Source organism: Polynucleobacter sp. 73C-SIWE, from assembly GCF_018882465.1.
Taxonomy (GTDB): Bacteria; Pseudomonadota; Gammaproteobacteria; order Burkholderiales; family Burkholderiaceae; genus Polynucleobacter.
The window spans coordinates 181,612-202,255 of sequence record NZ_JACVOK010000001.1 but is presented as its reverse complement, the minus strand read 5'-3'; the positions used below and the strand labels follow the sequence as shown (position 1 = coordinate 202,255).

General features: G+C 45.0%; 26 protein-coding genes. 12 read left to right on the top strand and 14 right to left on the bottom strand.

Annotation, left to right across the window (positions count from 1 at the left end):
- The first annotated feature begins 53 nt into the window (after positions 1 to 53).
- The 5 genes from ICN17_RS01030 (at position 54) to ICN17_RS01010 (ending at position 3,780) form a co-directional block, all read left to right on the top strand.
- Complete coding sequence (locus tag ICN17_RS01030; RefSeq protein WP_216235739.1) at positions 54 to 458, top strand: BLUF domain-containing protein; 405 nt, start codon at positions 54 to 56, stop codon at positions 456 to 458.
- A 68-nt stretch (positions 459 to 526) separates the two neighbouring features.
- On the top strand, positions 527 to 1,489 hold the full coding sequence (msrP, locus tag ICN17_RS01025) for a protein-methionine-sulfoxide reductase catalytic subunit MsrP (protein WP_216235737.1): 963 nt from the start codon (positions 527 to 529) through the stop codon (positions 1,487 to 1,489).
- A 5-nt stretch (positions 1,490 to 1,494) separates the two neighbouring features.
- Positions 1,495 to 2,064: a lipocalin family protein gene (locus tag ICN17_RS01020; protein ID WP_216235735.1), complete on the top strand. Its 570-nt coding sequence runs from the start codon at positions 1,495 to 1,497 to the stop codon at positions 2,062 to 2,064.
- Between the two features lies 1 nt (position 2,065).
- Positions 2,066 to 2,989 carry an MBL fold metallo-hydrolase gene (locus tag ICN17_RS01015; RefSeq protein WP_216235733.1) on the top strand — a complete coding sequence of 308 codons (924 nt, stop codon included), beginning with the start codon at positions 2,066 to 2,068 and terminating at the stop codon, positions 2,987 to 2,989.
- A 20-nt stretch (positions 2,990 to 3,009) separates the two neighbouring features.
- A complete protein-coding gene (locus ICN17_RS01010) occupies positions 3,010 to 3,780 on the top strand; it encodes an SDR family NAD(P)-dependent oxidoreductase (RefSeq protein WP_216235731.1) in 771 nt (256 codons plus the stop codon).
- Positions 3,781 to 3,785: 5 nt separating this feature from the next.
- Here ICN17_RS01010 and ICN17_RS01005 read toward each other — a convergent pair whose 3' ends face one another.
- Positions 3,786 to 4,343: a DUF2889 domain-containing protein gene (locus ICN17_RS01005; RefSeq protein WP_255538227.1), complete on the bottom strand. Its 558-nt coding sequence runs from the start codon at positions 4,341 to 4,343 to the stop codon at positions 3,786 to 3,788.
- Between the two features lie 78 nt (positions 4,344 to 4,421).
- Here ICN17_RS01005 and ICN17_RS01000 point away from each other — a divergent pair, with 78 nt between their 5' ends.
- Together ICN17_RS01000 and ICN17_RS00995 are read left to right on the top strand one after the other, a co-directional pair.
- A complete protein-coding gene (locus ICN17_RS01000; RefSeq protein WP_216235729.1) occupies positions 4,422 to 5,147 on the top strand; it encodes a pseudouridine synthase in 726 nt (241 codons plus the stop codon).
- A gap of 14 nt (positions 5,148 to 5,161) precedes the next feature.
- On the top strand, positions 5,162 to 5,461 hold the full coding sequence (locus ICN17_RS00995) for a 4a-hydroxytetrahydrobiopterin dehydratase (protein WP_255538226.1): 300 nt from the start codon (positions 5,162 to 5,164) through the stop codon (positions 5,459 to 5,461).
- A 14-nt stretch (positions 5,462 to 5,475) separates the two neighbouring features.
- Here the strand turns inward: ICN17_RS00995 and ICN17_RS00990 are convergent, their stop codons facing one another.
- A complete protein-coding gene (locus ICN17_RS00990) occupies positions 5,476 to 5,691 on the bottom strand; it encodes a hypothetical protein (RefSeq protein WP_087909072.1) in 216 nt (71 codons plus the stop codon).
- A 157-nt stretch (positions 5,692 to 5,848) separates the two neighbouring features.
- Between ICN17_RS00990 and msrQ the strand changes: the two genes are divergently transcribed.
- Positions 5,849 to 6,442 carry a protein-methionine-sulfoxide reductase heme-binding subunit MsrQ gene (gene msrQ, locus ICN17_RS00985; RefSeq protein ID WP_216235727.1) on the top strand — a complete coding sequence of 198 codons (594 nt, stop codon included), beginning with the start codon at positions 5,849 to 5,851 and terminating at the stop codon, positions 6,440 to 6,442.
- A 3-nt stretch (positions 6,443 to 6,445) separates the two neighbouring features.
- Here msrQ and ICN17_RS00980 read toward each other — a convergent pair whose 3' ends face one another.
- On the bottom strand, positions 6,446 to 7,336 hold the full coding sequence (locus tag ICN17_RS00980) for a transporter (protein WP_216235725.1): 891 nt from the start codon (positions 7,334 to 7,336) through the stop codon (positions 6,446 to 6,448).
- Positions 7,337 to 7,393: 57 nt separating this feature from the next.
- Between ICN17_RS00980 and ICN17_RS10340 the strand changes: the two genes are divergently transcribed.
- Together ICN17_RS10340 and ICN17_RS00970 are read left to right on the top strand one after the other, a co-directional pair.
- Positions 7,394 to 7,714 (top strand): hypothetical protein, encoded by a 321-nt coding sequence (locus ICN17_RS10340; RefSeq protein ID WP_255538225.1) that lies wholly within the window; start codon positions 7,394 to 7,396, stop codon positions 7,712 to 7,714.
- A gap of 50 nt (positions 7,715 to 7,764) precedes the next feature.
- Entirely contained in the window at positions 7,765 to 8,607 is an 843-nt protein-coding gene (locus ICN17_RS00970) for a peptidylprolyl isomerase (protein ID WP_255538224.1), read from the top strand.
- 46 nt (positions 8,608 to 8,653) lie between these two features.
- On the opposite strand, the gene ICN17_RS00965 is transcribed toward ICN17_RS00970, so the two are convergent.
- The 4 genes from ICN17_RS00965 to fdxA are packed head-to-tail and all read right to left on the bottom strand — an operon-like array spanning position 8,654 to position 11,382.
- On the bottom strand, positions 8,654 to 9,142 hold the full coding sequence (locus tag ICN17_RS00965; RefSeq protein ID WP_216235723.1) for a dihydrofolate reductase: 489 nt from the start codon (positions 9,140 to 9,142) through the stop codon (positions 8,654 to 8,656).
- A gap of 13 nt (positions 9,143 to 9,155) precedes the next feature.
- Positions 9,156 to 9,950 carry a thymidylate synthase gene (locus ICN17_RS00960; RefSeq protein ID WP_216235721.1) on the bottom strand — a complete coding sequence of 265 codons (795 nt, stop codon included), beginning with the start codon at positions 9,948 to 9,950 and terminating at the stop codon, positions 9,156 to 9,158.
- Positions 9,951 to 9,985: 35 nt separating this feature from the next.
- Positions 9,986 to 11,032 carry an FAD-dependent oxidoreductase gene (locus ICN17_RS00955; RefSeq protein ID WP_216235719.1) on the bottom strand — a complete coding sequence of 349 codons (1,047 nt, stop codon included), beginning with the start codon at positions 11,030 to 11,032 and terminating at the stop codon, positions 9,986 to 9,988.
- A 26-nt stretch (positions 11,033 to 11,058) separates the two neighbouring features.
- Positions 11,059 to 11,382, bottom strand: coding sequence for a ferredoxin FdxA (gene fdxA / locus ICN17_RS00950; RefSeq protein WP_087909078.1), 324 nt, complete (start codon positions 11,380 to 11,382; stop codon positions 11,059 to 11,061).
- 187 nt (positions 11,383 to 11,569) lie between these two features.
- Here fdxA and ICN17_RS00945 point away from each other — a divergent pair, with 187 nt between their 5' ends.
- The gene (locus ICN17_RS00945) at positions 11,570 to 12,109 is read left to right on the top strand and encodes a hypothetical protein (RefSeq protein ID WP_216235717.1); all 540 of its coding nucleotides are present in this window, start codon (positions 11,570 to 11,572) and stop codon (positions 12,107 to 12,109) included.
- A gap of 97 nt (positions 12,110 to 12,206) precedes the next feature.
- On the opposite strand, the gene ICN17_RS00940 is transcribed toward ICN17_RS00945, so the two are convergent.
- The 3 genes from ICN17_RS00940 to ICN17_RS00930 form a co-directional block, all read right to left on the bottom strand.
- Positions 12,207 to 14,087, bottom strand: coding sequence for a TRAP transporter large permease subunit (locus tag ICN17_RS00940; RefSeq protein ID WP_216235715.1), 1,881 nt, complete (start codon positions 14,085 to 14,087; stop codon positions 12,207 to 12,209).
- Entirely contained in the window at positions 14,080 to 14,748 is a 669-nt protein-coding gene (locus ICN17_RS00935; RefSeq protein ID WP_216235713.1) for a TRAP transporter small permease subunit, read from the bottom strand. Before ICN17_RS00935 ends, ICN17_RS00940 begins: the two co-directional genes overlap by 8 nt.
- A gap of 115 nt (positions 14,749 to 14,863) precedes the next feature.
- Entirely contained in the window at positions 14,864 to 15,979 is a 1,116-nt protein-coding gene (locus tag ICN17_RS00930) for a TRAP transporter substrate-binding protein (protein WP_216235712.1), read from the bottom strand.
- Positions 15,980 to 16,200: 221 nt separating this feature from the next.
- On the opposite strand from ICN17_RS00930, the gene ICN17_RS00925 reads away from it, so the two are divergent.
- Positions 16,201 to 17,187: a D-glycerate dehydrogenase gene (locus ICN17_RS00925; RefSeq protein WP_216235711.1), complete on the top strand. Its 987-nt coding sequence runs from the start codon at positions 16,201 to 16,203 to the stop codon at positions 17,185 to 17,187.
- An 88-nt stretch (positions 17,188 to 17,275) separates the two neighbouring features.
- Here ICN17_RS00925 and ICN17_RS00920 read toward each other — a convergent pair whose 3' ends face one another.
- From ICN17_RS00920 to moaA, 4 genes are read right to left on the bottom strand one after another with little or no spacing between them, the layout of a single operon-like run.
- A complete protein-coding gene (locus ICN17_RS00920; protein WP_216235710.1) occupies positions 17,276 to 17,569 on the bottom strand; it encodes a hypothetical protein in 294 nt (97 codons plus the stop codon).
- A 12-nt stretch (positions 17,570 to 17,581) separates the two neighbouring features.
- Positions 17,582 to 18,898, bottom strand: a complete 1,317-nt coding sequence (gene glp, locus ICN17_RS00915; protein WP_216235709.1) for a gephyrin-like molybdotransferase Glp — start codon at positions 18,896 to 18,898, stop codon at positions 17,582 to 17,584.
- Positions 18,895 to 19,500 (bottom strand): molybdenum cofactor guanylyltransferase MobA, encoded by a 606-nt coding sequence (gene mobA / locus ICN17_RS00910; protein WP_216235708.1) that lies wholly within the window; start codon positions 19,498 to 19,500, stop codon positions 18,895 to 18,897. The genes glp and mobA overlap by 4 nt, the downstream gene beginning before the upstream one ends.
- Positions 19,500 to 20,627 (bottom strand): GTP 3',8-cyclase MoaA, encoded by a 1,128-nt coding sequence (moaA, locus tag ICN17_RS00905; RefSeq protein WP_216235707.1) that lies wholly within the window; start codon positions 20,625 to 20,627, stop codon positions 19,500 to 19,502. Before moaA ends, mobA begins: the two co-directional genes overlap by 1 nt.
- Between the last annotated feature and the right edge of the window lie 17 nt (positions 20,628 to 20,644).

Sequence of the window (20,644 nt, the reverse complement as noted above, 5' to 3'; positions counted from 1 at the left end):
AAGGCAAACTTGCGAGTTTGCCTTTTTATTGAAAGCTTAGTATTGAAATATCTATGCCAAAACCACAAGACCTTATTGAACTCACCTACTTAAGTGAGTCAGTTTCAGACATGTCTTTTTTGGGTTTGATGCGCTTATTAGAGTCTGCTAGAGCCTTTAATCAAAAGCATGGAGTTACTGGAATCTTGCTGTATGACAATCAGCAGTTTGGCCAAGTGATTGAGGGTGAGCGCCAAAATATAATGAAGGTATGGAAGCGGATTCAAGAGGATAAGCGTCATCACCGGATTGAGCTTTTAGAGATTCGAGAAATTTCATCGCGTAGCTTCCCGACCTGGTTACTACGGTTTTATGGAGGCGATACCTTAATTAAAGATTATCCAGCTTTAGCTGAGGTAGTTGGTGGAATGGATAAACATAGCCTGGAACTAATCAATAAGATGCGGGCGACTCAATAAGATTAGGTATCGAGCAATAAATTGCCATCAGTAGCAAAATAAGCTAATTACATTGACTGGGGTATCCCATGCGCTTTATTGATAATACAATTCTTCCGAGTGATATCACTCCTCAAGCTGTTTTTGAGAATCGCCGCAATCTCATCAAGGCCGCGGCTGCAGGCAGCTTCGGTATGGCGCTAGCTCCTTGGTTTTCAAGAGAGGCCTTGGCTTCCAATCCGGACAAACTGAGCGCAGTGCTCAATCAGGCTTATGCAGCCAAGGATGAATTAACTCCCTATAAGTATGTAACGGGCTATAACAACTTCTATGAGTTTGGAACTGATAAAGCTGACCCAGCTCAATATGCTCATACCTTACAAACTCGACCATGGACTATTTCTATTGAGGGCTTAGTGAAAAAGCCCGTCACTCTCGATATTGATGCGCTATTAAAACTGGCGCCAATTGAGGAGCGTATCTATCGCATGCGCTGCGTTGAGGGTTGGTCAATGGTGATCCCTTGGGATGGCTACTCATTATCAAAACTCATTAATAAAGTAGAGCCCCTAGGTTCTGCAAAGTATGTGGAATTTATCACTCTGGCCGACCGCAAACAAATGCCAGGACTTAAGAGCAATATTATTGATTGGCCTTATCGCGAAGGCTTGCGTATGGATGAGGCGATGAATCCCTTAACACTACTGACTCTTGGCTTGTATGGTGAGGTGCTACCAAAGCAAAACGGTGCACCAGTCCGCATCGTAGTTCCATGGAAATATGGCTTTAAAAGCGCAAAGTCTATTGTAAAAATTCGGTTTACAGAAGAAATGCCGAAAACAAGCTGGAGTCAGTTTGATGCGCGCGAGTATGGCTTCTATTCCAATGTAAACCCTCAAGTAGATCATCCACGCTGGAGTCAAGCAACTGAGCGACGTATTGGTGATGCAAAAGGGATGTTTGCGCCGAAGATTAAAACTCAGATGTTTAACGGCTATGGCGATCAAGTCGCCAGCATGTATGCTGGCATGGATCTGAAGAAGTACTATTAGGCATTATGAAAATACAAGGCGCTTTATTCAGTCTCCTCCTCTTAATTTGCTTGCCTGCTTATAGTCAAAGTAATAGTCAAGTAAGCGATGATTCAGTCAAGACGATCCCAGCTTTAGATGTACCGAGATACTTGGGTGCTTGGTATGAAATTGCCAAGTTTCCGAACTGGTTTCAGAGGAAATGTATTAGCAATACCAAAGCAGTTTATTCAATAAGGCCTGATGGCAATCTCAAAGTGCTCAATAGCTGCAAAAATGCTGACGGTGAACTCTTGGATGCTGAGGGTACAGCACGGCAAATCGGTGCCAAAGATTCGCCCAAGCTAGAGGTGCGATTTGCGCCAGCATGGCTTTCTTTTTTACCCATGGTGTGGGGTGATTACTGGGTGATTGATTTGGATTCTCAGTATCAGGTGGCTGCAATCAGCGATCCTCGACGTCAATATCTCTGGATTCTTTCTAGAACACCGCAGTTAGATAAAAAGACCTATGACGATCTTTTACAGAGACTGCAAGGTCAACAGTTTGACACTCGTCAATTAGAGTTGACCCCGCAAGCCAATCTTAGAAATTAAAGTGCCCACCCGTTTATTGCCTCCAGGGATTGAAGTCTTTGAAAGAGGCTGGCTTTCTGCTAATAATATTTTTCACTTTGGCGATCAGGATGTTTCGCTCGTGGACACTGGCTATTGCGCACATGAAAATCTCACGATTGATCTAGTGCGCAATGCACTGAATAAGAATTCATTATCGGGTTTGAATAAAGTGGTGAATACACACCTCCATTCAGATCACTGTGGTGGCAATGCTGCTCTAGCAAAAGCATTTCATTGTGAGATTCTGATTCCAGTGGCAGAAGAAACAGCAGTGAGTAATTGGAATGAAGATTTATTAAGTTATCAAAATCTAGGGCAAGAGTGTCCACGTTTTACTCATCATGGATTGCTGATTCCCGGACAGGAAATATTGCTTGGTCGTTATGTTTGGCAAATTATGGCGGCTCCAGGACATGATCACCATTCCGTGATGCTCTATCAGCCAGATCATCGCATTCTGATTTCTGCCGACGCACTTTGGGAAGAGGGCTTTGGCGTCATTTTCCCTGAGCTCTGGGGTGAGCCTGGTTTTGAAGAGGTTGCCCAGACCCTAGACTTCATTGAGAGTTTGCCAGTGAATCTGGTAATTCCGGGGCATGGCAAACCCTTTCTAGATGTTGCCAAATCAATAGCCACGGCACGATCAAGATTGGATTATTTGGCTTCTGATCCAGACCGCAATGCCCGTCATGGCGCAAAAGTGTTGCTCAAATACAAGTTGATAGAGTGGCGCTCAAAAGAACTGCCTTTGGTTAACGATTGGATTGTCAATACACCGGCACTCAAAAGCGCTGCAAACCAGTTAAATATGGATTTAGAGGATTTCAGTAAATGGTTGCCTCAGGCTTTGGTAAAGTCAGGGGCTGCTAAGCTTGAAGATCAGAAGTTAGTAGACCTAGCTTAATCATTGGAGTTGAAGGAGATATGGAACATACCGTTTTAGTAACAGGTGCAACTGCTGGATTTGGTGAGGCAACTGCACGACGTTTTTTGGCTCATGGTCATAAGGTCATCGCTGCCGGTAGAAGAATCGAGCGCTTAGAGTCACTCAAGGCATCGCTACCTGCAGAGCAGCAGAAGAAGCTTTACATCCTGGCATTGGATGTGTGTGATAGCGCCCAGGTTGATTCTTTAGCAGCTTCTTTGCCTCAAGAGTTTGCGAAGCTTACTGTTCTCGTCAATAACGCTGGGCTTGCATTAGGTTTGGAGCCGGCGCATCAAACCAATATTGCTGATTGGGATCAAATGATTGATACCAATATTCGAGGTCTTGTTCATATGACTCGAGCGTTTTTGCCCGGCATGGTCGAGCGAAAATGTGGTCACGTGATTAATGTTGGCTCTGTGGCAGGGCTCTATCCCTACCCTGGCAGTAATGTGTATGGCGCTACCAAAGCATTTGTAAAACAATTTAGCCTGAACTTGCGTGCAGATTTGATAGGCACGCGTTTACGCGTTACCTGTGTAGAGCCTGGCCTGAGTTCAGGAACTGAATACTCGAATGTTCGCTTCAAGGGTGATGATGCAAAAGCAGAGAAAGTGTATGAAGGGGTTGAGGCACTGAGCTCTGACGATGTGGCAGAGGCAATATTCTGGTCCGCAACCTTACCTGCGCACATGAATGTCAATGCTGTTGAAATTATGCCTATTCAGCAATCATTTGCTGGCACTACCTTGTATCGTGGGGAGCTGTGATTGGGTTACTTTTTCCACTGATAAAACTGGGGATAGACCCGCATGACGACTGGGCCATCAAAATCCCAAGACTTGCAGTTACCTAAATATAAAGGCGGTTTATTTTCATCGGGATCAAAGAGCGCACCTGGAATAGATTGATAGGCTGCAGTGGCCATGTTATTCAGTAGTTCACGCAAGTGAGTGCAGCCTTTAATTCCGCCTAGATGAGTCTCAATGGTTTTACGCCAACCTTTGCCAATACGTGCACCAATTAATGTATCCATTGGCGGAATGACTAGTGGGCACTCGGGGTGAGGGTGACTATCCATAGTCACTTCAATATCTTTGACAGTGAGCTCATCATCCACTGTGACTCTCACCCACATATCATGGATTGCCTCTCCAGGAGTCCAAGTTCTTGAGCCCGTAACAAAAGGGTGTGACTTAGTATCCTTTAGGTGGCCCTCAATGTCCCAAAGACCATCCTTTCGTGAATAGCCATTAAAATTAACTTCGCGTTTATGTAGCGGCTTACGTGGTTTTGGATCAGAAAGCATGGTGGAGGTGGTGGTTAATGACAATACTCAATCATAATGAATTGAGATCTCAGGAGTCTTGATATCGAAAGCATGTTCTCTCTATAGTATTCTCAGCAACATATGGCAAAACCCATTTCCCTCGAAAAAATCCTCTTTAGCCAAGGCTTTGGAACACGTCGCTACTGCAGCGATCTAGTCTATGCCGACATGGTGAAGGTGAATGATGTTCTAGCTGAAGATCCCGAGGAGCATATTGCCACGGAAGGATTGGTTTTAAATGTCCAAGGGCAAGATTGGGAGTATCACGAAAAGGCCTATATCGCATTTCATAAGCCATCCAATTACGAGTGCTCTCATAAAACAACCCATCATCCCAGTGTCTATAGTTTATTACCAGCTCCATTTGTAGAGCGCGGTCTACAATGCGTAGGGCGTTTAGACTTCGATACCACTGGGCTCTTATTGATTTCAGATGATGGTCAGTTTATTCATAAAATGACGACCCCTAAAAAGAATATCGGTAAGGTATACGAAATCACTACGCCTGATCCCATTACCTCAGAACAAATGGAGCACTTATTAAATGGTGTTGTATTGGATGATGATCCAAAGCCTTGTTATGCTACAGCGTGCAAGCAGCTCTCGGCAAATGTACTTGCTATGACAATAGTTGAAGGACGCTATCACCAAGTCAAGCGCATGATGGCTGCGGTTGGCAATCATGTTGCTAAGCTTCACCGCGTAGAAATTGGAGCTTACGTAATGCCTACAGATCTTGCCGAGGGCCAATGGCGTTGGCTATATCCAGAGGATTTGAAACAGCTCTCACAAAGCGTGAGCTCTTAAATCAAGGCTTTTCCATGAAACCTGTATTGATACCTGGCGATTTTGATTTTCAGAATAGCATTCCCCTGTGGACACCAGATAAAGCCAAACAAGCGATCTTTCGAGAGTTTGCTTTTGCCGACTTTAAACAGGCCTTTAGGTTTATGACCTTATGTGCTCAATATGCTGAGGAGCTTGATCATCATCCAGATTGGTCAAACTCTTGGAATAAAGTGGCTGTGCATTTAACCACGCACTCAAGCAAGGGTTTAACAGAGTTGGATATTCAGATGGCTAAAGCGATGGATACATTTGCAATTGAAGCCATGCGCTAAGCAGTGCTTACTAATTAATGCTCATCGCCTTCGTGATCTTCTTCGTTGATGCTCATTAAAATCGTTGCGAGTAGGCCATAAACCACCTCAGTTGAAATCATTCCATCTTCATCGAGCTCGTCAATTAAGTCGTTTAGGCAATCTTCCGTGGGCTCGTTAAGCAAAGTCATTGCGCATTCGCAGCCATAGTCAAAATCTTCATCATTTTGGTTTTGGTCATTGTCAGTCATATTTATCCTTAATTGAGCCCTCAGGATAGCAAATTAATTCTCAATTGAATAGGACGTAATAGACTCTGAATGATTTATCTACGCTAATGACAATATCCCAGAAACCTACTTTTTCTTTGAATTCATCGCTCAAGAGCGAGTCGTTTAATATGCTTTTATGAAGTATTTAAAGAGCACTCTGTTTCTCATATCTCTATTGCCGTTGGGGCGCTTGATATGGCTTGGCATTCATGATGATTTAGGCGCTAATCCAATAGAGTTTATTACTCGCTCTACTGGTACTTGGGCGCTCGTATTTTTATGCATCACTCTGGCCATGACACCCATGCGCCTCATTACTGGGTGGTCTGCTTGGATCCAGTGGCGTCGTATGTTTGGCCTCTTTTGCTTCTTCTATGCTTGTATTCATTTTTCTATTTGGTTCTGGCTTGATCAAAATTTAGATCTTCAAGCAATGTGGGCTGATGTCCTCAAGCGCCCATTCATTACTATGGGCTTTGCAACCTTTGTGCTGTTAGTTCCCTTAGCTATCACATCAAATCACTGGGCTGTGCGGGCTCTAGGGAGGCGCTGGAGTCTGCTTCATAAATTAGTTTATGTGATTGCTTGTACAGCAATTATTCATTATTGGTGGCATAAGGCCGGTAAAAATGATTTACAGACAGTCTCTATCTACGGATTGATTATCTTGTTGTTGCTACTATGTCGCCTACCATGGCTGAAGACTTATCTGCAGAAGATACGTCTCTGACCTTTAGAACTCGGTTGTATAGCGAAGAATAAACCGACGCGTTTCTACAAAACCATTTTTGATTTCCATATCACGACCATATTGCAGGCTAATTCTGCCGAATGGGTAATAGGCTAAGCCACTCAGTAAAAATCGTTGCGTATTGATGACGTTATTTTGATAACTGCTACCAATAGTAGTTGCACCCCCGGCGACATAAAAATAAGAGGCGCCAACAGTGTAAGTCTGATTGAGTTTATAAATCGGCCCCAACTGAGTTGATGTCAATGGTTTTTGATTCAATGAAGTATTGGTTGGCGAATTGCATGCTGCAGCACATTGGCTATTACCCCCAAACCACATGGTATCGACTGCAACCATGCCATCGAGGTTGCCGATAATGGCTTGTTGATAGCCCATCTGAATATCCGATTTATAACGATTTTCCCCAGTGTTAAAGGGCTGCTGACTGTTATAACTGCCCGTTGGAAGGGATAGGTAGCCTGCAATACCCAAATAGCGCCTATTGACTCTATCTGAGTAGGGCCAAAAGGCGCTAGCAAGCGTTAAGTCTCCAATGCCTGTCGCAGTGGGGTACGCCGCCAAGGAGCCCCCCGGCTTAATTGTTCCGTATGGCAGCTGAAGGTAAGAGACTGCCGGCAAACCATTGAAGGTATAGGAGGTCACTAAACGAAGATTTGCCAGTTGAGTACCAATATCTGGGCTGCTATAAGGCCTTGCACTTACTGCAGAGCCATTTCGATAATAGGTTGTGTTATCGGTATTGACATAACTAATCATTGCATGATTTTTATTAGGCAATGGCGCAACAATATCGTTAGGCTGTAAGTCCACTGCTAACGAAATAGTAGGCTGTATCACTAGAGCAAAGAGAAGAAAGCGGAAAATCTGCATCCAGGAATTGTAATCAAATTGTCGCTATTTGATCTGCGACTCCCATACAATGAGCTCATGCATATCTCTCTAAAATTCGCTCTCTGTCTTGCATTGGTAGGATGCTCAACAGCACAGCAAGGACCCCCTCCCAAGGGTTCACAAACTTCCCCCGTTTACTCTCCTGAGCAATTGAGAGAATTTAATAATCAACCTGTTGCACTCACTGAGGGGCCATTTGGTCCGGTTGCTACCCCATCCCAAAAACAGGGTCTGAGTAGACAATCACCCGGAGATTCAAAATACTTTAATCAGCCACAGGGTGAGCAAGAGGCAGAGGCGATCGAAACCCAATCGGCCGATCCCTATTTGCCAAGCACTCCCATTTATCGGTTCTAGCGCTAGGCTGCTGTTACCATTAAGGCTCATTTTTAGAAAGATATAGTCTTATGAGTTCGGTCATCATGTTGTTTCAATCGAAATTCAGCGCATTGCTTGCTGCCAGTTTTTTATCTGTAGCATTAATTGGTGCCGCACATGCTCAGCAAAGTGGTTTACCAATTAATGCTGCAGCTTCAGTAAACGGCGCCATCATTACTAATGATATGGTTGAGCAGGGTATTAAGATGGCGATTTCGCAAGGACAGAAAGATAGTCCTGAGTTGCGTCAAGCGGTTGTTCAAAAATACATTGAAGTATTGCTGTTATCGCAGCGTGCAGAACGCGATGGTTTGGCAAACTCCGAAAAAGCCAATACTCAACTGATGCTGATACGTCAAAACTACTTAGCAGATCTTGAGTTATCTACCTTCATGGCACAAAACCCAATCAGTGATGCTGATATACAAGCCGAATACAACAAAGAAATTGCCTCCCTTGGCCCTCAAGGTATGTTGGTTGAATATAAGGTGAGTGATATAGCGACAGCTAGTGAAGCCGATGCGCAAGCAGTATTGGGCCGTCTTAAAAAGGGTGAGCCATTTGATAAGTTGGCCAAGAGTGTTTCTCTTGCGCCAAATAGAGTGCAGGGCGGTGCTGTTGGTTGGGTTCAGGCTGGGCAACTTCCCCCACAAATTTCAGCTGCCTTAGTCAATCTATCTAAGGGGCAAGTCTCTCAAGCTCCAATACAAGTTCAGCAAGGCTGGTATTTGGTGAAACTAGAAGATAAGAGGTCTACTAAGCCGCCTACATTTGACCAAGCTAAGGCTGCGATTCGCAATGCCATAGCGCAAAGAAAGCAATTTGAGTTTTTATCTCAGATCGCTAAAGAATCTAAGATCATCATTCAGTAAATGACGTTTGCTGTGATGAAAAAAGAGCTCCTCGGAGCTCTTTTTCTTATTTACGCTCAAGCGTCACAAAATTAAATGTGATGTCGCCTTCAGATCCCGGGGCGCGCTCGACTTCTTTCCAAGAGGCTGCATCAGGAACTTCAAAGAAAGTGTCCCCATCGTTAACATCCATATTAATTTCAGTGATGTAGAGTCGATCTGCTTTAGCAAAAGCTTGCTTAAAAAGTTGCTCACCACCGATGACAAATACTCGCGGTGCTTCGCTTAAGCGATTCAGAGCCTCATCTAATGATCCTGCAAGCTCGCCGCCCTCAAGCTGGAACTGCGCATTACGGCTCACCACGATATTGCGACGGCCTGGAAGTGGGCGACCAATAGATTCCCAAGTCTTGCGTCCCATGATGACTGGATAGCCCATTGTCACTCTCTTAAAGAACTGCAAATCCGCAGAGATCTTCCAGGGCATTTGGTTATCGCGGCCAATCACGTGATTGCGCGAGCGCGCAACAATCATAGAAATAGCAGGTTGTGTCATCAATGCTCTCTTTTTAAATAGCTACTGGAGCTTTGATATGTGGATGTGATTCATAGCCGAGAATTTCAAAATCTTCGAACTCATAGTCAAAAATAGAATCTGGCTTTCTCAAAATATTGAGTTTTGGCAATGGGAAGAAATTTCTTGATAGCTGAAGATCTACTTGCTCTAAGTGATTGCTATACAAATGACAATCACCGCCAGTCCAAATGAAGTCACCCACTTCTAAATTACATTGTTGGGACATCATGTGTGTGAGCAAAGCGTAGCTGGCAATATTGAATGGTACGCCCAAGAAAATGTCAGCACTGCGTTGGTAGAGTTGGCAAGAGAGTTTGCCATCAGCAACATAGAACTGAAAGAAGGCATGGCAAGGTGCTAAAGCCATACGGGGAATATCTGCCACGTTCCAAGCAGAAACAATGATGCGACGTGAATCCGGATTTTTCTTGATTGTCTCAACTACCTCAGAGATTTGATCAATGTGTTTGCCATTCGGTGCTGGCCATGAACGCCATTGATAACCATAAATGGGGCCAAGCTCGCCATCTGGTGCTGCCCACTCATTCCAAATAGATACACCACGCTCTTTAAGCCAGTTGTTATTAGTGCTGCCTTTGAGGAACCAGAGCAATTCGTAAATGATGGACTTAAGGTGAAGCTTCTTGGTCGTCACCATCGGAAAGCCTTCAGCCAAGTTAAAGCGCATCTGGTGGCCAAATACCGAGATAGTGCCTGTGCCAGTCCTATCGGACTTTTGGACGCCCTTGGCAAGGACTTCTTTCATGAGATCGTGATATTGGCGCATATAAATATTGGCAAAAATAAGTAATTAGGGATAGCTTACTCGAATGTGGGCGGGCTCACCCCAAGAACCTTATGCAGCTTTGTTGAGGTGGTGGTGTACTGGAGCTGGATAGGCTTTTCTGGGTTGAGGTAAGCTGCTGCAGCAAAGGCTGCCAAAGCCGCCTCATGAAAGCCTGACAAAATCAGTTTTTTCTTGCCGGGATAAACATTGATATCTCCCACAGCATAAATTCCGGGAATACTCGTCTGAAATTTCTCGGTATCGACAGTAACTTGCTTGCGATCGATATCTAAACCCCAATCTGCAATTGGCCCTAATTTGGGTGATAGTCCAAAAAAGATCAGGAGATCATCTACCGCTATCTTTTGATCTTGACCATCAATATCAGTCACCACTATTTTGGTGATCTGATCATTCTCCACTTCGTAGCTCGTCACTTGCCCAATCAATAACTGCATTTGTTTGTTTTTGCAAAGCTCGCGCATTTTGGCAATGGATGCTGGTGCTGCCTTAAAGTCATCACGTCGATGAATTAACGTAACACTGGCAGCTTTATCTGCAAAATGTAGCGCCCAATCTAATGCAGCATCTCCACCACCGCAGATCACTATCTTTTTGCCATTAAATTGATCGGGATGCTTGACGCTATAGAACACCTGCTTACCTTCAAAAGCCTCAATACCATCAAGCTTGAGGGTGCGGGGCTGAAAGGCTCCTACACCTCCGGCGATAAAGACGGTCTTGCTCAAGAATTGATTGCCCTTAGAGGTGCCAATGAGAAAGCGTCCATCAGCTTGTTTCTCTAGCTGAGTAACTTCTTGCCCTAAATGAAACTGCGCACCAAATGGCTCAATTTGTTTCAGTAGGTTATTGGTGAGCTCACGTCCAGTACACACTGGAATTGCTGGAATATCGTAGATGGGTTTATCTGGGTACAGCTCGATGCATTGACCGCCAGCTTCGGGGAGGGAGTCAATTACATGGACTTTGATTTCTAGTAGGCCAAGTTCAAAGACTTGGAAAAGACCCACAGGGCCGGCGCCAATAATGACAGCGTCGGTTTGTGTAGGTGAGTGCAACACGAATTCTCGAAAAGGCTATTAAAGAATTACTTTACGAGCTGATCGAGTTTGTTTTTAACGTCTTTCCACTCATCCGCATCAGGAAGAGCGCCTTTGGATTTAGTGATCGAAGTCCAAGTGGGGGAGAGGTCCGCATTGAGCTTGATAAATGACTGTTGATCACCAGGAACGTCATCTTCAGCATAAATCGCGTTTACTGGACACTCTGGAACGCAGACGGCGCAGTCAATGCACTCATCCGGATCAATGACTAAAAAGTTAGGGCCTTCACGAAAGCAATCAACTGGGCAAACATCAACACAGTCGGTGTATTTGCAGCGGATGCAGGATTCGGTAACAACGTAAGTCATGGCGTTTATTCTAATTAGCCCTAAAACTGGGGCTGCTAAGTTATAAAAGCTCAATTTTAGCCGAAATAGCCAATTTTTCAGGCAAGGCCCTGATTTCTTGGGCTAAAGCCCCTTTTCCAAAGGCAAGCTTCAATTGATTACACTTTGAGGATCAGTATTAATAAAACCCACTAGGAAAGAATGGATTATGGAAGAGTATCGGCTACAGATCAATAAAACAGCAAAACCACTATTGATTATTGATTACACCTTTGGGGGTGACCGTAGTCTGGAGCAAATGAAGTCTACCCATCTGCCAACCCCCTTACAAAACGCTAAGGTGAAGACTGAGTTTGATTTGGCATATGCCTGGAGCGAATTTGCCCGCAAGTATTTAGAAAGCACCAAAGAGATCGCTGGTACCCCTTTATGCTGGAGTGGACATTACGATCAGCTGGGCAGAGTAATGCTTGAAATGATGCGCTTGAGTCGTGATAAGCAGACGATGGTCGACAAGGATGGTGTTCATGAAATGATTCCTAACCTGGAAGAAATTCCTTTTGTCAGCAAACCTTCTACTCTTGAAGACAAGATGTTTTGTCGTATCTGGCTTTCTTTGATTCGTCATCCTGCCTTTATTGAGATGGAGTTGGATGAAGACGAGCTCACTGCATTTAACTACTGGCAGGGTTTATTTACTGTTGCCCTAGGTAAAACTAATAGTGAGTTATTAAACCAGGTTGCCTAGGTAAGTTGCTTAAGTTACTTAAGTCGCTTAATTCACTTTAGTACATATAAAAAAGCGCTCCGTTTGGAGCGCTTTTCTTTTACTAGAACTACCTCAATCAACCTCCGTAGAGGAACTTCGGTAGCCACAATGTCATGCCTGGCCAGACATACATGAAGGCCATACAAGCGATCACGATGAACATGTAAGGCATCATGCCTGCAAAAATCTGGTTAAGCGTGACGCCTGGTGGCGATACACCTTTCAGATAGAAGGCAGACATTGCAACTGGTGGTGACAAGAACGCTGCTTGCAAGTTGACAAACACCAATGTTCCCCACAAGAGTGGGTCGATATTGAAGTGAGCCAAGATAGGCAAGAAGATCGGCACGAAAATAACAATAATTTCAGTCCACTCCAAAGGCCATCCAAGGAAGAAGATGATTGCTTGAGAGAGCAGCATGAACTGAATTGGTGTTAGGTCTAGCATGAGTACCCATTTTTCGATGATCGACTGACCACCCAAAATAGTAAACACCGCTGAGAACAACGCTGAGCCTACAAACAACCAGCACACCATAGAGGTTGTCTTAGCAGTTAAGAAAACTGCCTGCTTAGTACGCTCAAAGTCCAGAGTGCCTGCTTGAAGCGCCAGAATGAAAGCGCCCAATGCACCTACTGCCGCAGATTCGGTAGCAGTAGTAATGCCCAACAAGATCACTGCCAGCACCAAAATTGTCAGTACACCTAAGGGCATTACTGACTCAATCAGCAGCTTGAGAATTTCAAACTGCTCCTCATCAAACTTGAGGTAGTAGTAAATCAATAACAAGCCAAAGAGCACGCAAGTCAAGCCAAAATACAACTCGAAATTTTCAGGTGGCCCAGTATTAGCCTCCGCTACAGCCCCAGCATCAATTGGATCATCGCCAGCGGCAGCATCCAATGCAACCAAAGGCGCATCTTCTTCAACTACTTTAGATTTGATCTTGCTAGAGGTAGCATCAATCGATACCAATTCTTCTTCAACTGGCTCAGCAGCGCTAGTAGACGCTTTGGCTACTTGAGTCGCAACTGGAACAGAATTCATCGCATCTCTTTCGTTTTGCTGATGAATAATGACATACCACCATACGCCCCACATAGTCAGGGCAATCAAAAATAATGGGGTTAATGCTGCGAGTACATTTTTGAAAATTTTCCCAAAGGACAGTCTTGCATCTGCCGGAGCATTCATGAGCTTGGCTGGTGAAAACAAGGCTTTAAATGTAGCAAGCAACATATTTTGTGAATAGTTCTCGCGCATGAAGTGAATCGGCGCAGGAACTGGCACGATCAGTTGCTCAGGAGGAAGCTTAGGAGCAACCTTAGGATTAATTAAAGCCCAACCGATGATGTAAACCAAGTACAAGAATGCAAGGAAGAATCCTGGCACCATTGCAGCGGCATAGAGCTTCACTACAGATTGACCAGCAACCGCTGCATACACAATGATCATCACTGATGGCGGGATCAAAATACCTAAGGTACCGCCGGCGGTAATCACGCCAGCAGCCAAACGGGTATCGTACCCTGCATTCAGCATTGGCTTCATGGCAATCACGCCCATGAGAACCACAACTGCGCCAACGAGACCACTTGCAATACCCCAGAAGGTACAAACAATCAAAGTAGCTACTGCAAGTGAAGCTGGTAGGCGACGGAATGCTAACTGGATACTGTAGAACATCTTATCTACCAGTGCCCCTCGTTCCATCACATAGCCCATTAAGACAAAGAGCGGAATGGATAGCAGGACATCGTTAGTCATACCCCCGAACGTTCTTTGCACCATCAGGGTAAATACTTTGTTTGCAGTCCAGCTTTGTGAAGGATCGTAGAAGGCTGCAAAACCAAACATCATGCCTAGACCCATCAGGGTAAAGGCAGTTGGAAAGCCCAGCATGATTACCACAATAATCAAGCCAAGCATGACTAGGCCAAGAATTGGATCACTCATGATTTATCTCTTTAGTTTGGCCAATACGATGATGTGCTGCTTCATCGATGGATTTGGCGTTTTTGATTGCTTGTTGACGTGATTCGTCATCAACGTGAGTAGACGCGGCTAATTGCTGTTCAACCACATCAATTTCGGCAGCATCTTTTAAGCGCTCAGGCCATTCGCCAGTCTTAAGGCAAATAACGCAACGCATGATTTCAACAATCCCTTGTAAAAGTACAAAGGCTCCAGCAACTGGAATAATTGTTTTGAACGGATAGAGCGGAGGACCGTTTGCAATCTGAGTGGTGTGCTCACCGATACGCCACGATTCTGCGGCATAGGTGTAACCGGCATAAACCAAAGCGGTGATTCCTGGAAGGAAGAAGGTGATGTACAAAATCAGATCTAAGGTTGCCTGCGTGCGTGGTTTCATTGAACCGTATAAGAAGTCGCCGCGAACATGGCCATTTTGTGCAAGGGTATAAGCACCGCACATCATAAATAGCGTGCCGTATGCCATTACTGATAATTCACCAATCCATGCAGATGGGGAATTAAACGCATAGCGCCGCACGACGTCTGTAAAGACCATCAGCATTAGTAGCACGACAAGCCAAGCAGCAGCCTTACCTACAAAGGTGCTGATCTCGTCTACTCTTAGCATGAATTTATCCATAACTAATCTCCTAAAACAACTTTCTAACTATCTATTTCACTTGGGGAAATATAAAAAAAACCGGACGGGGATGCCGTCCGGTCAAGATGCATACTGCCGGTATTATAAAAGCATTTTAGCCTTTGAAGTAATGGTCGTAAGCGATCTTCATATCAACGTTAACTAGCAAATCCCAGCGAACTGCGCGCTGAGCGAAGGCTTTCTGGGAATCCAGGACTTTCTTGAACATTGGGAGTTCAGAGGCCTTTTTGGCAATAATCTTGTCCCAAGCATTCAACTGGGCTACCAAAATGGACTTCGGTGTAGCGTAGAACTTAACCTTGTCCTTAGTTTGGAGTTCAGCGAAGTCTTTGGAGTAGCGATCAATCGCCTTCCAAGACATATCTGCAGAAGCTGCTTCAGTACCGTATTTCAGGATAGCCTGGAGGTCAGCTGGCAAGGAGTTAAATTTCTTCTTGTTGAAGATAATTTCAAATTGCTCTGAAGACTGGTGGAAGCTCTGGAGCATGTTGACTTTAGAAACGTCTGGGAAGCCCAAGATACGGTCTGAAGTTGCGTTATTGAACTCAGCAGCATCTAGAACACCACGGTCCATTGCTGGGATGATCTCGCCACCAGGCAAGGCTTGTACTGATGCGCCCATATCTGTGAAGATCTCAATAGAGAGACCAACAGTACGATACTTTAAACCTTTCAAGTCATCAGCCTTAGCGATTGGCTTTTTAAACCAACCTAATGGCTGTGTAGGCATTGGGCCATAAGGGAATGAGACTACGTCGAGTTTGAGGTCGTTGTAGATTTCATTAAGCAACTGCTGGCCACCACCGTATTGGTTCCATGACAGGAGAGTGTTAGCGTCCATACCGAAAGCAGGACCAGATCCCCAGAGTGCTAGTGCAGGGCTTTTGCCATACCAATATGCCAAAACGCCATGACCGCCGTCCAATGTACCGCTAGAAACTGCATCCAACATATCAAAAGCTTTGACTACTGAACCAGCAGGCAGCACTTCAATTTTCAGACGACCACCTGACATCGCATTTACTTTAGTTGCGTAGTCATTAGCGTACTCATGGAAAATATCTTTAGCTGGCCATGTTGATTGGAAGCGCAAGTTAATAGTTTGCGCGCTAGAAATCATTGGGAAGCCCATTGCAGCTGCGCCGGCGCTACCAACGGCAGCGTTCTTTAGAAACTTACGGCGTGGACTAGTCTTATTCGTATCTGACATCAAAATCTCCTAGGGTCATTTTTATAAAATTAACTACTGGATGAAACAAATCCTACAAAGAGAATATTCTAAAACGAGTTAAATAGGGTTGAGGGTTTCCCCTTGCTAAGGTAGTCTTTTTATTGTGCAGTGCATCAAAATGTCACCATCATTTTTTTCAAGATCAATTTAATATACGGGAGCATCGGCGAACCGCTGAGCAAATCAATACAAGGACGCAGATGAGCAACAAAGCAAAAGTTTTAGTGGCAAGAGCAATATTTCCAGATTTACTCGCTAAGTTAGAAGGGTCTTTTGACGTTCGTTCTAACCAGGCCGATCAAGTGTTTACGCCAGAAGAGTTACAAAAAGAACTGGCAAACGTAGACGGTGCATTGGTAACGGGTAGTGAGCGCATTGACGCAGCAGCATTAGCCAACGCCAAAAATCTCAAGATCGTAGCCAATATTTCAGTTGGTTATAACAATTTCGACGTGCCCGCAATTACCGCGGCTGGTGTCATGGCTACCAATACTCCGGATGTATTAACGGATTCCACAGCTGATTTTGGTTTTGCCTTATTGATGGCTACAGCACGGCGCGTAACCGAGTCTGAGCGCTGGATTAGGGATGGCAAGTGGGATAAATGGTCTATCGTGACGAATCCTCTCGGTATGGATTTACACCACAGCACGCTGGGCATTATTGGCATGGGTCGCATTGGTCAAGGCATTGCAAAGCGTGCCTTGGGTTTTGGAATGAAGGTGATTTATCACAATCGCAGTCGCTTGCCTGAGGCTGATGAAAAGGCCTGCGGTGCAACTTATGTATCTAAAGAAGAATTACTGCGCACTGCTGATCACGTCATCCTAGTATTGCCATACACGGCTGAGAATCATCACACCATTGGCGCAAAAGAAATTGCCCTCATGAAACCCACTGCAACCCTGGTGAATATTGCGCGGGGTGGCATTGTGGATGATGCGGCATTAGCGCAAGCACTCAAAGAGAAAAAGATTTTTGCTGCTGGCTTAGATGTCTTTGAAGGTGAGCCTAAGGTTCATCCAGAGTTATTGAAGTTGAGTAATGTTGTCTTAGCTCCGCATATTGCTAGCGCTACTGAAAAGACGCGTCGCGCGATGATCGATTTAGCGGTGGAGAATTTGCGTGCCGCAATCGCTGACAAGCAACCTCCAAGCCTGATTAACAAAGAAGTATTTAAGGGCTAGAAAATAATCACGCTTAAATTTATAAGGTCGTAAAAATAAAGCCGAGCATTGCTCGGCTTTATTACTTTGTAGTTACTGAAGTTTTAAATTACTCAGCTTCAATCTCTTCTGGTAAGTCGCGCAGCGCTAATTCGATACCACCAAATTTTTCGGCTACCCAGTTATAAACCTTACATGCAATCCACAATAAGCCAAAGCCTAATAAGGCATTCAGAATGAGTGCGGATAACACCGTAAATCCTGGAATGGCACCATCACGAATGAAGGCGACAAATAGGGCCAATAAAACGATTGGAACGGAGAAGCAAAGGTAAACCAAAACAAGCGTTTTGGCAGTGTGCGTTGGGTCGAGAAAGACGAGTTCTTTTTTGCTAAGTTTCATGATGACGCAATCTTAAAGCAGTCCATCAAAAAGCGCTACATCTACCCAGTCCCCAGCAACAATATTTCCTTGGTCGTGAGCAAGAATGACAAAGCAATTTGCCTCACTCATGGAGCGTAAAATCCCCGCACCTTGGCTGCCTGTGAGTCTGACGGTTGGGCGGCCATCAGTATTGCGTCCCAAGATAGCGCGCTGAAACTCTGTACGACCTGGTTTCTTGCGAATTGGTGCCTCAGAGATTGCTTGGATGATTGGTGGCTCAGTCTGATTGGCGCCATTGAGTTGCAAGAGCGCACTTCGAACAAACTGATAAAAGGTCACCATGACTGCTACTGGATTGCCAGGCAATCCAAAGAACAATGTTTTGCGTGCGGGCGACTTCCCGGCGATAGGCTTGAAAACTCCAAAAGCCATTGGGCGACCAGGACGCATCGCAATCTTCCAAAAACCGACGTCTCCCAGCTCTTGCATGATTTGTTTAGTGAAGTCAGCTTCACCAACAGAGACTCCACCGGAGGAGATTAAGACATCCGCTTTGGTGGCGGCATCGATAAATGCATTTTTAAGGGATGTTGGGTCGTCGCGCACAATCCCACAGTCAATGATTTCAAGATTGAGGCGATTCAGTAAGCCGGTAAGACTATGCCGATTGCTGTCATAAATACTGCCAGCATCTAAGGTTTGACCTAAGGATCGCAACTCATCTCCCGAAGACAGAATGGCTACCTTGAGTTTGCGCTTCACTTTAAGAGAGGCTATGCCGAGGGATGCTGCCAAGCCTAAATCTGAAGGGCGCAATAAACGACCTGCGCGAATCGCAGGTTTGCCTTGTTGTAGATCTTCGCCACGTAAGCGACGATTCTCGCCGGGCTTCAATTGATTTTGAGGAAACTCAATATGTGTATCAGTTTGATCGCTAGTGAACTCTTGTGGAATGACGGTGTCACAACCAGCTGGCATGACAGCGCCAGTCATAATTTTGAGGCATTCACCAGGATTGATCTTGCCTTCATAAGGCTTGCCTGCAAAGGCGGTACCGATCATTTTTAGGGAGACGGTAGCACTCTGCGTGCCTAAGCACTTGCCATCAAAGGCATAACCATCCATCGCTGAGTTGTCAGCCGCAGGAACATCAATTGGTGAGAGTAAATCTTCAGCAAGGATGCGGTTGATTGCTTGGTCTAAAGAAACGATTTCAGTATCACTCGCATCACCAATTGCATTAGATTCTGCAATGAGCTCATTAACCAATTGCGCAATGGCTTTACGGGCTTCATCCACATGCAGCGATGAAGTGAGAAGAATGGGATTATTAGGTGAGTACTTCATACAAAGGCCTCTTCTAATGCTTTTAATTCTTCTGGAGTATTGACGTTAGCAAATGCTTGCGTGTCATCAAACACCACAGTGCTACTCTTTAATTCTTTAAACCAACGATCAATCTTGAGATCGCCTTTTTGTAAAAAAGTTTCTAATGATTTGTTTAGATTGGTACGCATTAAACAAAAAACAGGCTGTGCCCATACCCTGCCATCAGCCTCTTTGCTTGAGGCATATACCAATTCAAAGTCACCATGGACCATTTCTGCGGCTAGTCTGCTACCCAAATCCTTGGGTAGCAATGGCGAATCGCAAGGCGTAGTCAGCATATATGGCGTATTACAAGCCTTGAGGCCTGCAGAGAAGCCGGCTAATGGCCCTGAAAAATCCGGAGTCTCGTCCATGATGACGGGATGGCCATGAATGGCGTATTTCGTAATATTGCGATTAGCATTAATCAGAATAAGACCCACTTGGTGCTTGAGCCTTGTAATCGCTGATTCAATTAGAGGTTTACCGAGGAACGGAATTAATCCTTTATCAATGCCACCCATGCGTTGGGCACGCCCACCAGCTAGGATCAGACCGGTAATTTGATCGGAAGAAATCATTAGCCGCCGATATAAGACATTTCGACTTTACGAGAACCAGTCGATTGGTTTGCAGTATTCGAGCCACGGATTTCAGAGTAATGATCATCACGTGCTGCCCAGGTATTCATGATGGCATTGGCAATCTCTAAATCACTTTTACCTGAGCGTAATAAAGTTTTGAAATCAAAGCCTTCATTTGCAAAGAGGCAAAGGTACATCTGGCCATCAGTAGAAATGCGGGCACGCGTACATTCATGGCAGAAAGTTTGCGTCACACTGGAGATCACGCCCACTTCACCTGAACCATCCTGATAGTGCCAGCGCTGTGCAACCTCGCCTGAGTAGTTTGCTTCAGCTGCCTCCAGCGGAAAGACTGCATTGATTCTGGCAATCACTTCTTTGGACGGCAGTACCTCTGCCATATTCCAGCCATTGGAGCTGCCCACGTCCATAAACTCAATAAAGCGCAGGATGATGCCACTGCCTTTGAAGTGTTTTGCCATCGAGACGATTTCGTGATCGTTCGTACCTTTTTTAACCACCATATTCACTTTGATATTTGCAAAGCCAACTTCTTGAGCGGCGGCAATGCCATCCAAAACATCAGCGACTGGAAAGTCAACATCATTCATTTTTTTGAAGATGACATCATCTAAACCATCCAAGCTCACAGTGAGTCTTTGTAGGCCAGCAGCTTTTAAGGCAGCAGCTTTCTTACGCAGAATGCTGCCATTGGTTGTTAAGGTGAGATCAAGCGGCTTGCCTTCGGGCGTGCGTACTTGGGCCAACATGTCGATGAGCACTTCTAAATTCTTGCGAAGTAGTGGCTCGCCACCAGTTAGGCGAATCTTCTCAACACCTAAGCTAGAGAAGATTGAAGTGAGGCGAGTGATTTCTTCAAAACTCAGAAGTTCTTTGTGCGAGAGGTAAGGGTAATTCTGATCAAAGACTTCTTTAGGCATGCAATAGGTGCAGCGGAAGTTACAACGATCAGTTACTGAAATACGTAGGTCGCGTAAGATGCGACCGCGCCGATCTTGGGTGTTGCCGTGAGGGGTATGGAGTTGCGCGCCAATAGACGGCGTAAGGCCTCTGCCTTCGTCGATGCGAATTGGGATTACCTTTGGGATTGATTTTTCAACCATGTTCTCAATTATGGCTA

Excerpts from the sequence above, each read along its gene's own strand:
- ICN17_RS01030 (WP_216235739.1), top strand. The coding sequence starts at position 54 with ATGCCAAAACCACAAGACCTTATTGAACTCACCTACTTAAGTGAGTCA.
- msrP (WP_216235737.1), top strand. The coding sequence starts at position 527 with ATGCGCTTTATTGATAATACAATTCTTCCGAGTGATATCACTCCTCAA.
- ICN17_RS01020 (WP_216235735.1), top strand. The coding sequence starts at position 1,495 with ATGAAAATACAAGGCGCTTTATTCAGTCTCCTCCTCTTAATTTGCTTG.
- ICN17_RS01010 (WP_216235731.1), top strand. The coding sequence starts at position 3,010 with ATGGAACATACCGTTTTAGTAACAGGTGCAACTGCTGGATTTGGTGAG.
- ICN17_RS01000 (WP_216235729.1), top strand. The coding sequence starts at position 4,422 with ATGGCAAAACCCATTTCCCTCGAAAAAATCCTCTTTAGCCAAGGCTTT.
- ICN17_RS00995 (WP_255538226.1), top strand. The coding sequence starts at position 5,162 with ATGAAACCTGTATTGATACCTGGCGATTTTGATTTTCAGAATAGCATT.
- ICN17_RS00990 (WP_087909072.1), bottom strand. The coding sequence starts at position 5,691 with ATGACTGACAATGACCAAAACCAAAATGATGAAGATTTTGACTATGGC.
- msrQ (WP_216235727.1), top strand. The coding sequence starts at position 5,849 with ATGAAGTATTTAAAGAGCACTCTGTTTCTCATATCTCTATTGCCGTTG.
- ICN17_RS00980 (WP_216235725.1), bottom strand. The coding sequence starts at position 7,336 with ATGCAGATTTTCCGCTTTCTTCTCTTTGCTCTAGTGATACAGCCTACT.
- ICN17_RS10340 (WP_255538225.1), top strand. The coding sequence starts at position 7,394 with ATGCATATCTCTCTAAAATTCGCTCTCTGTCTTGCATTGGTAGGATGC.
- ICN17_RS00970 (WP_255538224.1), top strand. The coding sequence starts at position 7,765 with ATGAGTTCGGTCATCATGTTGTTTCAATCGAAATTCAGCGCATTGCTT.
- ICN17_RS00965 (WP_216235723.1), bottom strand. The coding sequence starts at position 9,142 with ATGACACAACCTGCTATTTCTATGATTGTTGCGCGCTCGCGCAATCAC.
- ICN17_RS00960 (WP_216235721.1), bottom strand. The coding sequence starts at position 9,950 with ATGCGCCAATATCACGATCTCATGAAAGAAGTCCTTGCCAAGGGCGTC.
- fdxA (WP_087909078.1), bottom strand. The coding sequence starts at position 11,382 with ATGACTTACGTTGTTACCGAATCCTGCATCCGCTGCAAATACACCGAC.
- ICN17_RS00945 (WP_216235717.1), top strand. The coding sequence starts at position 11,570 with ATGGAAGAGTATCGGCTACAGATCAATAAAACAGCAAAACCACTATTG.
- ICN17_RS00940 (WP_216235715.1), bottom strand. The coding sequence starts at position 14,087 with ATGAGTGATCCAATTCTTGGCCTAGTCATGCTTGGCTTGATTATTGTG.
- ICN17_RS00935 (WP_216235713.1), bottom strand. The coding sequence starts at position 14,748 with ATGGATAAATTCATGCTAAGAGTAGACGAGATCAGCACCTTTGTAGGT.
- ICN17_RS00930 (WP_216235712.1), bottom strand. The coding sequence starts at position 15,979 with ATGTCAGATACGAATAAGACTAGTCCACGCCGTAAGTTTCTAAAGAAC.
- ICN17_RS00925 (WP_216235711.1), top strand. The coding sequence starts at position 16,201 with ATGAGCAACAAAGCAAAAGTTTTAGTGGCAAGAGCAATATTTCCAGAT.
- ICN17_RS00920 (WP_216235710.1), bottom strand. The coding sequence starts at position 17,569 with ATGAAACTTAGCAAAAAAGAACTCGTCTTTCTCGACCCAACGCACACT.
- glp (WP_216235709.1), bottom strand. The coding sequence starts at position 18,898 with ATGAAGTACTCACCTAATAATCCCATTCTTCTCACTTCATCGCTGCAT.
- mobA (WP_216235708.1), bottom strand. The coding sequence starts at position 19,500 with ATGATTTCTTCCGATCAAATTACCGGTCTGATCCTAGCTGGTGGGCGT.
- moaA (WP_216235707.1), bottom strand. The coding sequence starts at position 20,627 with ATGGTTGAAAAATCAATCCCAAAGGTAATCCCAATTCGCATCGACGAA.